10 protein-coding genes and 1 tRNA gene are annotated in these 13,440 nt (G+C 43.7%); 7 read left to right on the forward strand and 4 right to left on the reverse strand.

Annotated features, from left to right (window positions below):
• Positions 1 to 88 precede the first annotated feature (88 nt).
• Genes floA through HRU80_11065 form a run of 3 tightly spaced genes read left to right on the forward strand, consistent with a single transcriptional unit; the run spans position 89 to position 3,671 of the window.
• Positions 89 to 1,084: a flotillin-like protein FloA gene (floA, locus tag HRU80_11055; GenBank protein QOJ29390.1), complete on the forward strand. Its 996-nt coding sequence runs from the start codon at positions 89 to 91 to the stop codon at positions 1,082 to 1,084.
• On the forward strand, positions 1,084 to 1,668 hold the full coding sequence (locus HRU80_11060; GenBank protein ID QOJ29391.1) for a hypothetical protein: 585 nt from the start codon (positions 1,084 to 1,086) through the stop codon (positions 1,666 to 1,668). Before floA ends, HRU80_11060 begins: the two co-directional genes overlap by 1 nt.
• Positions 1,665 to 3,671 carry an ATP-dependent helicase gene (locus tag HRU80_11065; GenBank protein QOJ29392.1) on the forward strand — a complete coding sequence of 669 codons (2,007 nt, stop codon included), beginning with the start codon at positions 1,665 to 1,667 and terminating at the stop codon, positions 3,669 to 3,671. The genes HRU80_11060 and HRU80_11065 overlap by 4 nt, the downstream gene beginning before the upstream one ends.
• 101 nt (positions 3,672 to 3,772) lie before the next feature.
• Here HRU80_11065 and HRU80_11070 read toward each other — a convergent pair whose 3' ends face one another.
• Complete coding sequence (locus HRU80_11070; protein ID QOJ29393.1) at positions 3,773 to 9,640, reverse strand: choice-of-anchor D domain-containing protein; 5,868 nt, start codon at positions 9,638 to 9,640, stop codon at positions 3,773 to 3,775.
• Positions 9,641 to 9,881: 241 nt separating this feature from the next.
• Between HRU80_11070 and HRU80_11075 the strand changes: the two genes are divergently transcribed.
• The 4 genes from HRU80_11075 to HRU80_11090 all read left to right on the forward strand — a co-directional run bounded on the left by HRU80_11075 (position 9,882) and on the right by HRU80_11090 (position 11,727).
• Positions 9,882 to 9,954, forward strand: a tRNA-Gln gene (locus HRU80_11075).
• A gap of 192 nt (positions 9,955 to 10,146) precedes the next feature.
• A complete protein-coding gene (locus HRU80_11080; protein QOJ29394.1) occupies positions 10,147 to 10,923 on the forward strand; it encodes a hypothetical protein in 777 nt (258 codons plus the stop codon).
• Positions 10,916 to 11,425, forward strand: coding sequence for a hypothetical protein (locus tag HRU80_11085; GenBank protein ID QOJ29395.1), 510 nt, complete (start codon positions 10,916 to 10,918; stop codon positions 11,423 to 11,425). The genes HRU80_11080 and HRU80_11085 overlap by 8 nt, the downstream gene beginning before the upstream one ends.
• A complete protein-coding gene (locus HRU80_11090) occupies positions 11,422 to 11,727 on the forward strand; it encodes a hypothetical protein (GenBank protein QOJ29396.1) in 306 nt (101 codons plus the stop codon). The genes HRU80_11085 and HRU80_11090 overlap by 4 nt, the downstream gene beginning before the upstream one ends.
• On the opposite strand, the gene HRU80_11095 is transcribed toward HRU80_11090, so the two are convergent.
• Genes HRU80_11095 through HRU80_11105 form a run of 3 tightly spaced genes read right to left on the reverse strand, consistent with a single transcriptional unit; the run spans position 11,702 to position 13,422 of the window.
• Positions 11,702 to 12,346, reverse strand: coding sequence for a TonB family protein (locus HRU80_11095; GenBank protein ID QOJ29397.1), 645 nt, complete (start codon positions 12,344 to 12,346; stop codon positions 11,702 to 11,704). The two genes, HRU80_11090 and HRU80_11095, sit on opposite strands and share 26 nt — an antisense overlap.
• Positions 12,347 to 12,349: 3 nt before the next feature.
• Positions 12,350 to 12,757 carry a biopolymer transporter ExbD gene (locus HRU80_11100; protein ID QOJ29398.1) on the reverse strand — a complete coding sequence of 136 codons (408 nt, stop codon included), beginning with the start codon at positions 12,755 to 12,757 and terminating at the stop codon, positions 12,350 to 12,352.
• 2 nt (positions 12,758 to 12,759) lie between these two features.
• Positions 12,760 to 13,422: a MotA/TolQ/ExbB proton channel family protein gene (locus tag HRU80_11105; GenBank protein QOJ29399.1), complete on the reverse strand. Its 663-nt coding sequence runs from the start codon at positions 13,420 to 13,422 to the stop codon at positions 12,760 to 12,762.
• Between the last annotated feature and the right edge of the window lie 18 nt (positions 13,423 to 13,440).

Consider the following 13,440-nt stretch of genomic DNA (forward strand, 5'->3'; position numbering starts at 1 on the left):
CAAAAGATTTGACGAATTGCACTCATATTCTATTAGTAAAACCACTTGTGATTCACTAAATTTGCGCAATTCACAAATGGAGTTGTTTATGGATATCACTGAATTTGCAGCCGAATTTTCGCTTGTTGCGATAGTCCTGCTTGTATTCTTAATCATTTTATTTTTCTATTTTGTTCCCGTCGGGCTGTATATCACCGCTTTTTTCTCCGGTGTCCGGGTAAAAATTGCCCGTGACCTGATCGGAATGAGATTCAGAAAAGTACCGCCTCACGTTATCGTCAGAGCCAAAATTACCGCTACTAAAGCAGGTATTGACCTTGACGTCGGAAAACTGGAAGCCCACTATATGGCTGGCGGAAATGTGGACAAGGTAGTAAATGCCCTGATTTCAGCCGACAAAGCAAATATCGCGCTTTCATTTGAACGTGCCACCGCGATTGATCTGGCCGGAAGAGATGTTCTTGAGGCAGTCAAAATGTCCGTACTCCCAAGAGTGGTCGAAACCCCGCTGGTTGCCGCTATGGCAAAAGACGGTATTCAGCTGAAAGCCGTTGCCAGAATCACCCTGAGAGCCAATATCGAGCGTCTTGTGGGTGGTGCCGGCGAAGCTACTATTCTTGCCCGTGTGGGTGAGGGTATTGTTTCTACCATAGGTTCGAGCGACAGCCACAAACATGTACTTGAAAACCCTGATTCCATCTCAAAAGTGGTGCTCGGTAAAGGATTAGACGCAGGAACAGCGTTTGAGATTCTTTCTATTGACATCGCGGATGTTGATGTGGGAGAAAACATCGGTGCAAAACTGCAGACTGATCAGGCGGAAGCCGACCTGAAAATTGCCCGTGCCCGTGCAGAAGAAAGAAGAGCAGCAGCGGTAGCTCTGGAACAGGAAATGATTGCTGAGGTTTCCAAACAGCGCGCTAAAGTTATTGAGGCAGAAGCCGAAATTCCGAGAGCAATTGCAGAAGCATTCAAATCAGGTAATCTGGGTATAATGGATTACTATAACCTGCGAAATGTACAGGCCGACACCCAGATGAGAGAAGCAATCGCAAAGCCGGAAGAGAAAAAAGGTAAAGAATAATGGATGACATTATTCAATATCTGATCTACGGACTTCTTTTTTATTACTTCTTCCTCGGAGGTAAGAAAAAGAAACCGGTTGAGAAGCGTCCGGAAGAACAGGGACTTCCCCGTCAGCAGACCTCCAGCCAGGATGAAGAGATTGAATATTCAACCGAACCGGTCTCAACTCAACAGACCGGTTCGGATGATCTGCTTAAAGAAGTAGAAAAAATTCTCGGACTTCCTCCGCGGCCTGAGACCACAACACGGGCTGAAATTCCTGAGGTAAGAAGGAGAATTCCTGATCCTGAAGTTCAGCCAGCCCCAAAGATTTACAGACAGGAAGATTTCAGCATCCGTAAGCAAAAAATCACCGATCCCGTTAAAGCTTCGAGCCATGCTGAATTTTACGGCAATTCAGAATTTCATCGAAAGATTATTGCGTTTGATTATGATAAAATTCCCAACCGCTCGGAAACCGGAGTTCATCATGATTTCGCGAAGGATCTGAGAGATAATCTCAAAAAGAAAAAAAATCTTCAGGAAATGTTTATTTTTTCAGAAATCATTAACCGTCCCGGAAGACACCGAAGATTTCGTTGAAAAAATATACCCTTAAAAGGATCTCCGGTCAGACGGGCTCCATCAGCCAGCAGCTTGATGAAGCCCGTTTTACTATAAACTATAAGAACCTTCTTAACCCGGCACAATTTGAAGCAGCATCCGCCATTGAGGGTCCATATCTGATTATTGCGGGAGCCGGAACCGGGAAAACAAGAACACTGGTTTACCGTTTAGCAAGGCTGATTGAATCTGGTTATGACCCTAAAAGCATACTGCTCCTCACTTTTACGCGAAAAGCCGCCAGGGAAATGCTCACCCGTGCAACACAGCTGCTGGATCACCGTTGCTCTCATGTAAATGGCGGTACCTTCCATTCATTTGCTAACCTTCTGATGAGAAAATATGCAGGTGCAATGGGAATTCAGAGCAATTTTACGATACTTGACCAGGGGGATAGCGAAGATGTAATAAATCTTCTCAGAACTCAGGCAGGGGTTGTCTCAAAAGATAAACGCTTTCCCAACAAATCAACCATTTTTAGAATTTTAAGTCTCAGCTTAAATACCTATAAAAGTGTTGATCAGATTATTATTGAGGAGTTTCCTCATTTTATCAATGAGCTTGATAAGATAATAACCATAGGGGAAAAGTATATCGAGTACAAGAGAAAGAACAATCTCTTTGATTATGATGATCTTTTAATTTTCGCCAGAGATTTTCTTCTCTCCGGCTCCCCTGCTTCAATCTCATTTCTTAACACGATCAACTTTGTCATGATAGATGAGTATCAGGATACTAATAAGCTGCAGGCGGAATTAGTGCGGGGGCTGACCTCACTGAAGAAAAATATTATGGTGGTCGGAGATGATGCACAGTCAATATATTCCTTCCGCGGCGCTAATTTTCAGAATATTATGGAATTCCCCGAACAGTACCCCGGGACAAAGGTCATCTTACTTGAAGAAAACTACCGCAGCACACAAAATATCCTGAATTTCGCAAACCGTATCTACGAAGGGGCATCAGAGAAATTTGATAAAGAGCTTTTCACCAGCAGAACCGGAGGAAGCTCCCCTCTTATTGTAGCAGCAATTAATGACAAAATGCAGTCTCATTTTATCGTTGATCAGATACTCGAACTGAGGGAACAAGGTATTCCCCTTACCGATATAGCAGTGCTCTTCCGGTCATCGTTTTTTTCATTTGACCTTGAACTTGAGCTTACCAAAGCAAATATCCCCTATGTAAAATTCGGCGGAATGAAATTTGTGGAAACTGCGCATATTAAGGATGTTCTAGCCTTCATGAGAATAAGCGTTAACCCTACGGATTATGTAAGCTGGTACCGCATTTTACTTTTGCACGAAGGTGTTGGTCCCCGTTCCGCTGAAAAAATTATTGCAGAATTAAACAGCGGAACACTGAGTATAGAACGGGAGCCGGAGCGACAGCAGATGCGGCACGGTGATACAATCTATAACCTGATGCTGATGTTCTTTAAACTTATCAGGACACAGGAGACACCGGAGCAAAAGGTTGATCATATACTGCAATACTATTATCCGTTATTCAAAGCAAAATATGATGATTACAACAAGCGGCTAAAAGACCTTGAGTTCCTTACTAATATGGCTTCGCAGTATCAGTCGCCCGAATCTTTTCTCAGTGACCTTGCAATAGAACCGCCGGTTGACAGCGTGACCGATATGGGAGACGAAGACAAGAATGATGAGTATCTAACCCTATCTACAATTCATTCAGCAAAAGGATTAGAATGGAATTCAGTTTTTGTAATTCATGTACTTGACGGGCACTTCCCCTCCTCGCGAAACGGAGAAAAACTTGAAGCCCTTGATGAGGAGCGCCGGTTGATGTATGTAGCAGTGACCAGAGCAAAAAACAATCTCTACCTCACCTACCCCATGAATATCTACGACCGGGAGTCAGGCACAACACTTTCAAAACCCTCACGTTTCCTTGATGCAATTACACCCGACCTTGCAGAAGGATATCTCATTGACGGGACTGCTCTGCTGGAATAAAGCACTTAAGCATTTTCAGATTCCAAGAAATTTCTTAATACAATAAAAAAAAGGCCGCTTCATTTCTGGAGCGGCCTTTTTCGTTTTAAGTATTCAGATGATTACTTCAGGAACATCATCTTCTTAGTTGCAGAGAACTCACCTGCTTCGAGTTTATAGATATACAGACCGGTTGAAAGTTTTGTAGCATCAAAATTAACTACGTGGTTTCCTGCTTTAAGGGAACCGCTAATGATGGTAGCAACTTTTTCACCGAGTACGCTATAAACGCTCAGCGTAACATTTGCATCTTTTGGAAGAGCAAACTTAATGGTGGTTGAAGGGTTGAACGGATTCGGATAGTTCTGAGCAAGCTCAAATACTCCCGGAATCTCAACGTTAACTTCAACTTCTGCTGAATAACTGAATGTTCCGTCAAAATCAATCTGTTTCAGACGGTAGGTATATACACCAGGGGTTACATTTTTGTCAGTATAGGTATATCTGCTTAATTCAGCAGTATTGCCTTTACCTTCAACGAATGAAACTGAAGTGAATGACTCACCTGCTGCTTTTCTTTCAATGCTGAAGCCGCTGTTATTTACTTCCGATGCGGTTGACCAGTTCAGAACAACATCGCTGCCTGAAATAGCTGCCGCAAATGAAGTAAGTTCAACAGGAACTTCCGCAGTTGTATGATACAGACCGAAGCCGTTATTTGTACCAAGTACAAATACATCAACGGTACCGTCAGGATTGCGTCTTACTTCAAGGTCGCCGGTTCCGCCTGCATTGGAATTATTGCCCATAGTCGGGGTAATACCATATGTAAATGCATTGGCGAAATCACCTGCCGGAACTCCGACAACGCGGCCATTTTCATTGCCAGCACCATACTGATAGGTAGCAAAGTATTCTACACCTGCTTTTGAACCAACATAACGGATTGCGTTAGTACCGGTAGCTACTACCGTTCCTGGCACTGTTCCGAGCAAGGTTCCATCTGCAGCATATCTCTTGGCACTGTTTCCGCCGGAATTCCAGTAGAAACCGCCGCCAGGGATCGGGCCGACTGCGGCTGAACCGCCTGCTGCACCATCAGAAAGGGTAATTGAATCAGGTAATGCATTAAATGCTCCGCCGGTCATTTTCCAGATATATACTTTGCCAACACCTGCGGTTGCACTTGCAGCCCAGATTTCAGCGGTATTAGCTGAAAAATCACCAACAACGGTAATCTTGTCGCCAAGTCTTACCAACTGTGCCGGTGCGTAATCAACAACTTTTACCGGAGCTGTAGCTTCATCATTCCACATATATACGCGGAAAGTATCCAGAACGGTTGTCCTCAGGTTAGCTGCAATTATTTTGCCGTCCATGGTAACACCTGCATCGTTCAGAGCAAAAGTACCACCAGCAATACCTGTAACATCAAGAATACCTGCGTCGTTACCGGTGATTGCATTGACTACCCGTACATTGAGGCCGGCGTTACGGCTAACAACATAGAGGCGCTGATTTCCGCCAACAACACCGTAACCAAATCCGCGTTCGGTATTGCCGCTTGGTGAGAACCATGACGGAAGATTGTTTTTGTATTTGGATTTTTCCCATGAGGTTGTAAGCGCAGGAAGCTGCCATGCAACACCAACTGAGCGGATGAACCATGCTCTTTCGGTTGTAACAACAAGCGGGCTCCAGGTTTTACCAGTGTCAGCAGAAATATAGCTTCTGCCGGGAGTGGTCAGTGGTGAGTTATGAGCACCTAACGGGAACTGAATTTCTGAGTTGAATGTCAGAGATATCCAGTAATCTGTTCCTGCCTGGAATCCGGGGGCATCATCACCCAGCGGAAGTGTAACATAAGCACCGCCTGAGCTGAGATAATTTACGCCGCCGAATTTCTTCATATAAAGAAGCGGACCAGGAGCTGAAGTTGTTGCACCAGGACCCCAGATACCAACCATGACGGAGTCAGAGCTGGCTTCGGTTCTGTAGTATGCATCAACGTTCGTGAGTTTCACATTTGCCTGCGCAGTGAATCTTACTGCACCCCAAAGTGAAATGTTATTTGTGCTGAATCCAATAAAAGTATTCGGCAGATTCTGACCATTGTCATATCTGTTTCTGATTGTTGAATCAGGATAAACCAGAGTTTTATGATTAGCACCCGTATTATTAAATGAATTAATCGTATCACCTTCAGCGGTAACAGTTACAACTGTTGATACGGTACCGCGGGTCAGAACGGTGGTTCCGATATTGACTGTATCAACAGATCCAGGTGCAACACCAGGACGATTTATCGGAGTACCATTAACCCCGGCAATGCTGCTGTTGAATACATAAGGAACATTGGTTAAACCAGCATTCGCTATATATGCATCTAATGATACAGGAACATTTGCCTGAACGTTAAACGGAGTCGGACCCTGTCCTACAACCTGCAGTCCATTATCTGTATAGGTATTGTTACCATAGATAATGTTTGTGCTGTTTTCCAGACCGGAGCGTTCTCCCGCAGGAAGCAGTGATGGATTTATAGCCAGCACTTCTTCACCCTTAACAAGTCCGTTTACTCCTTCTGACGGGAATACCGGAATTGCGTTAAGCTGTTTAACTTCGGCAACTGCATAGTCAACCGGTGGTACCTCAACGATGGCAACATCATCAAGGAACAAATACCACTGATCAGCAAGGCTGTATGCCTGGAATCCTATATAATAATTACCATTTACAGGTACCTGGAAAGTACCAACACCCAACTCGTAGGTGGCATTAACAACATTCGGATGATCTGCAAGTACCGTATATAAACTATCCGGCACAGGAGCAGAACCGATTGCTACTTTTAGTTTTTCAGGATAGGTAGCACTCTGAGCTTTATAGTAATAAATCACTCTGTAAGTCTTTCCTGCCTGAAGTGTTGTTGCAGGAGCAATCAGCCAGTCGTTGCCGGGAAGAGTTCCGCTATAGTTGTAACGGGCACTGTTAGCACCTGAATTTGGTGAGCTGTTGCTCTTGATCCAGGTTGTGCCGCCGTTAACATCAACAAGCGTCCATCCGGTTGGCGGGAAGACACCTTCAAAACCTTCACTGTAAGGAAGTGAACTAACGGTAAATGGAGTAACAGTCAGAACACCTGAAACATTAGTTGTTCCGTCCCAGAAACCGCCGCCATTGGTGCTGTAACCGCCGTAGGTATACGGACCGTTCTGCAGCTGCCATCTGGAAGCATAGTAATAAGTGCCAGGAGCAAGATTTGCACCGATATCAGCCATATATTCGTCATTATTGCCCTGCTGGGTATTATATACTGCAGGCACCCAGGTTGTCCAGGTGTTCGGATTTGTGTTTGCGTTTGAAACACCAATCCAGACGGAAATGGTTGAATCAGGACCCGGGTTTGGAGTAACATTATTTTCCCAGCCCTGGGTATATACTGTAACCGTGTTTCCGGCAACAATATTAGCTGTCGCAGGCCACTGTAGGTTGTGCCAGTCCATGGTTATCTGCGGAACTTCTTCGATCACGATATCATCAAGACCGGTACCGTAAGCGCTGAAGCTTGCATTCGTCTGATCACGCCAGCGGAGAAGTCTTCCGTTGCCGGCATATGCAGCTAAATCAAATACTGCTTCTTCGTAAGCTGACTGAACAGCAGGCGCTGAAAGGAATCCAAGAGTTGTCCATGTAGCACCCATATCAGTACTTATTTCAAAGTAGGTTGTGTCCTGACCGACGATAAAAGGAGCTTCGTACATATATACGTTACCTTCATCATCAATCTTTTCAACCGGAGCAGGACGTCCTGCTGTAATATCATCATCTTTCCACCAGAAGGTGATTTTTGCATTGGCAGGAAGATTTACTAAAGGTGTCTGAAGAATTGCACCATTTGTACCTGCTAAGTGATTATATGCAACCCTGGCAGCATAAGGAAGTGATTTTGCTTCAGTGCCTCTTCCCCAGAAATTACCGGGGTTATACCAGCCTGGAGGTGGGACAACACCACCGGTACTGTCAAAATTCTGTACATAAGGGAATGTAGTAATAGTGAAATCAACGCCTGAACCGCTAAGTTCGAGTGTATCAACAGTTCCGGCTGCATTATGCCCGACAATTACCACTGCGGATTTTGCACCGGTATCAGCGGGTGAAAATGCTACGGTGAAAGTAATACTCTGACCTGCAGTTACTGTGGCAGGATAAGTATTATTATCCACTTTTGTAAATGAACTTGCGTTTGAACCGGTAAGTGTTGCTCCGCTTACGACCAGGTCACCTGCGCCATTATTTGTAATGGTAAAGGTCTGAGCTGCAGATGTTGTTCCAGTCTGCAAAACTCCAAAGTCCTTAAATTCAGGAACAACTGAATAGACAGGATTAAGCGGTACTTCACCAATTTTAAAGTCGTCAATAAAAAGATCATTATCTGCATTCGACACAGTTGATGCAGCATAGAATCCGATTTTAATCTGACCAGTATATCCGGCAAGTGAGACTTTTTCTGTCTGACCGGTGTTCGAAATGACATTTGCTGAAGTATATACCTTTATCGTGTTAGCAGGCAGCCAGCTAACACCATTATCGGTAGAGACAACTACCGCAAGCGTATCATCAGGACCTAATGTTGCTGCCAATGAACCATTGTAATTTGTAAGAGCCAGGTTAAATTCCACCTGTTTAACCGGGCTGTTAGAACCCAGGTCAATCGTCGGAGACGCTAACAAATGTCTTAGGGATGTACCAAAAATGTTCACTCTGGCAGAACGATCAACCGGAGAGGTAACATTTCCAAAATCATCAGGACCCCACGTGGTATTGACAATTGCCATCGGATTGCCGTTTAGAAATCCTGTATATCTTGCCCATCCGCCCGGTACCCACGCATCTTCAAAATCCTGAGTTGAGGCCATGTTAAAGTTTACAGATGCAGCGGCAGGATCAAAGGTGTAGGCTCCCACACCATTATTGGTAGCAAATGCAAAAATAGTAAATGTACCATTGCCGTTATCTCTGACAGCTACATCACCAGATGCGTTGGTGTTTGTATTAGTGCCAAGACGAGAGGTTTGCGCAACCGGAACAGCAACAGAATCATTGATCACCTCAAGAATTCTGACTCTTTCATAAAATGATGTTGCTGTACCAACGGTGGTAGTAACGCCGTTTTGAAAAATAGCAAGAAACTTACGTGCACCTGATTCAAAATAGCGGATTGCGTTTCCGTTTGTCGGAGCAAAGTCCGCATGAACAACAGAATACAAAGTATTGTCTGCTTTGATTCTGCGCAAATTAGAGCCTCCGCCTTTTACCCAATAGCCATTAACACCATTATTGATCGGAGCTAATGAAGCAGCAGTACCGGATGATAAACCGGTTGCGGTTATAACTTCTCTGTTGAAGGTCGCACCGTTATCGGTGGTGGTAAATTTCACAATTTTATTATTGGAAGCAGCAACCGCATAAATTATAATTGAGTTATCTGCAGTTGAACCAACAACAGTAAATTTATCACCTAAGCGGAAAGCTCCTGAGTCCATCTGAGCCACAACAACGGGGTCTGCGGCCTCATTCGCCCATTTGTATATTTTAAACGGGGTAGCGACAGCTGATGAGGTTACAAGATTAGCACCGAAGATTACTCCATCTGAAGAAACTTCTATATCGGTGAGTGTGAGAGTTCCGCCGGTTATTCCGTTTCCGGAAAGTACTCCGACAGAATCACCGGTTAGTGCATTTAGAATTACAGCTTTTGCGCCTCCTGTAACCGTTGCCACATAAAGGCGTGGGTTACTGTTTACAACACCATACCCTATACCGCGCTCATTATTAGCGGTTCCGATATAGGATGGAAGTGAAGAGGTTAGCTGGGATTTTTCCCACAAGGGTGTCACCTGAGCGTTAACATTAATTGACAGAAAGCCTATCAATAATGTGAATATCAGGTACCATCCTCCTGAGAAGCGACTCGTATATGAGTGCATTTTTCCTCCGAGATTTAGTTGAATAGGATTGAAATATTAAGTTATTACTTTAAGTTAAAATTTGCAAGGATTTCCGGCATTTTTATGTCAAAATTGTTTTTGAGGCACAATATTATGCGTTTATCTACTCAGATTCCGTAGAAATTAGTTTACGATTTGTGATACGAAAATCTGCCAAAAGTCAAATTTAAGGTTTCTTTTTTTTAGAAATTTTGGTAAATTTGTTATTCTAATAAGAAATTGTCCTGTGGTGTAACTGGCAACACGTCTGACTCTGGATCAGAAGAGTCTAGGTTCGACCCCTAGCAGGACAGCTCACTGCCCCGGTTTTACCGGGGTATTTTATTTTAAATCATTCATTTCTTCCCCTGCTGTCTGTTTTACCGGGCAAATCTTGGCTATTTTTGTGTTTTCAAATGTGCAGGTTTCAGATTTTTAGATTTTTTTCACTTTTCTTCTTGCTGCTTCCACTCTTTCAGGTGAATGGGCAGGATTCTGTTGATTCCGTGAGCAGGACAAATCTTGATTTCACTCCCCTGCTTGTTACCCGGAATCCGTCAGGATCGTTTTATCTGATTGATAAAAATACGCTTGAGGTTGTGTTATGTGATGCGGCCGGAAAAGAACTAAAAAGGGCTGGAGGAAGCGGTACCGGCTCATCGGGGTTTATTGACCCTGCCGAAATTATCTGGAGGGGTATGATGCTTTATGTACTGGACCGGGGTGCAAAATCGGTAAAACTATTTGACCGGTTTCTTAATTTTATCGGAGAGAAAAAGCTTGACGGCATATTCGTGACCTCAAAAATCGCCGATCCTTCATCCCTGACCGTGAATGATTTTGGAGAGATTTTTATCTCCGACCGTCTTAACCACACAATCCTGGCAGCAGATCAGGCATTTAATGAGAGAAACGATATCTATTACATAGAAAATATCCCTGGAAAAAAGATGCAGTTTCCGGTAAGAATTATTTCGGATGGTGATTATGTGGCGGTAAAAGATTCCGCCGGTCTGTATCTTTTTGACAGATTTCTCAATTACATTAACTATACCCCGCTTCATAAGGAAGAACAGTTTGCGGGAATTCCTAAGGGCAGCTTATTACTAATTGAAAATAACACAATTAGGGTCAGCAAACTATCAGCTCCAGAGGGGATTCCGCGTTTATATGTGCTTCCGGATGAAAGAATTATCAGTCCGGTTGTTATACTTAACCGTCTCTATTATATTTCGGGCAACACAATTGCTTCAGTAAATCTGGATACTCTTCTTTATGAATAATATAATTCACAAATTTTTTACTCCGGCTCTTGTGGTCGGGTTCGGACTCGCGGCCCTGCTGAGCGTTTCTATCATGCAGATGTTTTTCATTCTGGTTGTCCCGGCGGCCGGTTTTCTGGCTTCCAGATTTGAATTCCGCCTTCATCCTGAAAAAGGAGAGCGCCCGTTTCTATCCTCAATCCGGACCGGTATCGCCGCAGGCATCTATGCTGCTTTTTTTATGACCATTATTGAAGTGATTGTTACCATGATCTTCAAAACGAATAATTTTGTTGCACTTATGCCCGAAGCTATGAAAATAATTAAAGAACTTGGTCTGCCCGAAGCAGATCAGTCGGTCTCTCTCTTGAATAGTCTGATAGATGATATACAAAGGGACGGTTTTTCAGGTCTTTATACATTCATTTATTTTATAAGCAACTCGTTTAGCAATGCTATTTTCTGCCTGATCGGCAGTGTTCTTTTTGCATTTTCATATAAAAGAAATTCCGGAAACGTATGATAACCGCTTTTATATTCTTTGCCCATTTATTGTTTATCCTGATAATCTTTACAAAAAAATGGCAGGATGAAAACCTGACAACCGCTTTTCTGAATGCAGGTCTTATTGCTATTTTATTCACGGTGGGGTGGTCAATTGCGGGGATACCAACCAAATATCTGATTGATCCTGAGGGATTCGGAATTTATTATGACAGAGATGCCATAACACTCACTTTGCTTACAATCGGGGAATATTTCTTTTACCGGATGTATTATCCGGAGTATTTTAGAAAACCTACTGAACCCGGTACGGGAACGTAATTACTGCTGTCTGAATAACTTGATTCTGCCTCGCGGGGAGCGGTTCAAAGCGCCACTGACGCAGTGATGTAATAGCCGCATTTTCAAGACGGGTATCTGCCTTGGCAAGCAGAAAAATACTTCCTACGGTACCGTCAGGAAGGATGGTAAACCGTATCCGAATATCAATATTTTTGCTGACTCCTTCCGGATATGCCGGCAGGATAAAACTGTAGATTTTCCTCTGCCCCATTCCTCCCCAGTCTATATCATAACCTGAAGAACCGCCGGAGTTCTGGCTGTTGCTGTTCTGGTTATTATTGGTATTTTTGTTCTCTTCCGGCTTCTTTTCATCCACTTTTTTTATGGATGGATCTTCAGGATTCTCCCCTGCTTTAGGCAGATTTACATCATCATTTTTTTCTTCAACCTGATCGGAAGATTTTTGTTCTTCTTCATTATTCAAACCGGGCACTCCGCTGAACATGGTGGAACCATCACCGCCAAAACCGATTTCAATAAACTCCTGTACCTCTGTTTCTGCTTCTATGCGGTAAAAGAACAGGAAGAGAAAAAGCAAAAAATGAAAAAAGAGAGAAATCGCAACCGAGCGCTGCCGCTCCTCAGCCCTTGTAGCCATGGATTAGTTCAGCCGGTCTTTTTCAGTTTCAATAATAAATTTATCTATTCCCGCGGAACGAGCTGCATCAATAACTTTTATTACCATCTCTATCGGAACTGTTTTATCTGCCCGGATAATCAGGTTATTATCTTTGTCAGCTGCTTTAATCATCGAAAATTTCATCGGCAGTTCGCTTAATGCCGTCACCTCGGTCCCGATATATACAGTGCCATCATTGGTGATGGTAACCGAAAGATTGGAAGTGGTAAGCGGCTCATTGCTTTTTGAACCGGGCAGTTTCACTTTTACTCCGGTCTGCATCACAAACTGCGAGGAAAGCAAGAAGAAAATCAGCAGAAGCATCACAATATCCGTCAGTGACGAAAAATTGAATGATGACAGCGGTTTGTTTTCAGTGCTGAACCTCATGATTATAATTCCATCTCAAGCTCGTCCTGGTCGGGAGGCAGTTCTTTTCCGGTGAGCGCTTCTTCAAGACTGTCAAGAACATCGGTGGAAATTACTTCCATATCATTTACCAGTTTGGTAATCTTTGCCAGAAAATAATTGTACATAATCAGAGCGATAATACCGACACCAAGACCGAAAGCTGTTGTAAGAAGGGCTTCCCAAATGCCTGCGGCAAGATCACTCGGGCTGGCAGAACCCTGCAGATCCTGAATTTTCATAAAAGCGCCTATCATTCCAGTAACGGTTCCGAGAAACCCCAACAGCGGTGCAACACCTGAGATAGTTGCCAGAACGCTGAGGCCTTTTTCCAGTTTGGTAATTTCCTGTTTACCTGCTGTTTCAATTGCCTCTTTAACACGGTTGTGGCCAAACCGGACTTTACGAAGCCCCTTTCGAATCATGTTTGAGGCCGGAGTTTTTTCAGCCATACAAAACTGAATAGCACCGTCTATATCCTTCTTCTTAACCATTGAACGGATGGCGGCCAGAAATTTTGGTGCGTTTAATCTCGCTTTTCTGATCACGAGATAACGGTCAATGGAAATTGCGACTCCTACAACTGAGGCGATAAGAATCGGCCACATGAGGAATCCGCCCTGGAAGAACATGTCGAGTAAACTCATCGTATTCCTTTTTTATTT

The organism is Ignavibacteriales bacterium, from assembly GCA_015709675.1.
Classification (GTDB): Bacteria; Bacteroidota; Ignavibacteria; order Ignavibacteriales; family Ignavibacteriaceae; genus H2-BAC3.